The organism is Rhodococcus olei (assembly GCF_039540555.1).
Classification (GTDB): domain Bacteria; phylum Actinomycetota; class Actinomycetes; order Mycobacteriales; family Mycobacteriaceae; genus Rhodococcus_G; species Rhodococcus_G olei.
This window is the reverse complement of the sequence record NZ_BAABFB010000087.1, coordinates 1-982: the sequence shown is the minus strand read 5'-3', so window position 1 is coordinate 982 and position 982 is coordinate 1. Positions and strand designations below refer to the sequence as shown.

Below are 982 nucleotides of genomic sequence, written 5' to 3'. Positions count from 1 at the left end.
AGGTCCCGGATCCGGCCGCCGTGAACCCGACCGGCCCCTTTCGGGGCGCGTGCGCTGCGCATCTCACCATGCACGAGCCGGGATCCGGCCACACCCTCACCGACGACAGGGCCGGACGGCGCAGGCCGGTACCCACTGATCGACGTCGAGGTACCCGCGGCCCTTGCCGGTGGGAATCGCGAAGGCGACCCTGCAGAGCCACCCACCCCCGGTGGTGCGGGCCCAGGCCGACAGCCTGCCGTGGACTCGGAGGTCGAGTGCAAGCCCTTCGGCGCGGACGCACAGCGGCAGGGTGTTCGCCGGGTGTGCGTCGGTATGGCCGATGGCGGTGGCGATGTGCACGATCACCAGCGTCGGAGGGTCGACGACGCGGTGTGACGGCGGGGCGAACCCCACCGCCCCACGACTCGAACATATGAGCGAGTCTATCGGGTAGAGTTGTCGGCAGCGCCGGTTGGGCTGCGGAGGGTAGCCGCAGATCAACCGGCGCTGTTCGTGCGTCGGCGAGGTGGCTGCCATCGGCCGAGCTGCCGGTGGATGCGGCCCCATTCCGCTTCGTGGTGCACGGGGTCGAGGTCCACCGCGTCGAGAGCGTCCCGTTGGGTGGCCAATCGGTCACACTCGTCGGCGTCGCCGTCGACTCCGTCGGGTGTTGCGTGAGGCGGAGTCGGCGGGTGCCGTAGGCCCGAGCACGACGGGCCACCCCCGCACGCCCCGTCGTCGGCCCGTGCATCGCCGGTTGGTCGACGACCGGTGGTCGCGCGAATCGCCGAGCCGCCACGCACCCGCGGCGGCGGAAGAACCCGCACACCCCCGATCTCTCGCCGCAGGCGTTCCCCCGCCCCGGACCCATACCTTCCCGGCCCGTGCAAACCGGTCAGGCCAGACGGGCGATCAACTCCTCACGCTGCCGCCACCCCAACCCCGCCAGCCGCCGGGCCGACGGGATGCCGACCTCCCCCGCGATCTCCCCGGCCTTGAT

1 protein-coding gene is annotated in these 982 nt (G+C 72.2%); it reads right to left on the bottom strand.

Features of this window, described 5'->3' with window-relative positions; genetic code table 11:
• Positions 1-877: 877 nt before the first annotated feature.
• A complete protein-coding gene (locus tag ABD951_RS28780; protein ID WP_425569982.1) occupies positions 878-982 on the bottom strand; it encodes a hypothetical protein in 105 nt (34 codons plus the stop codon).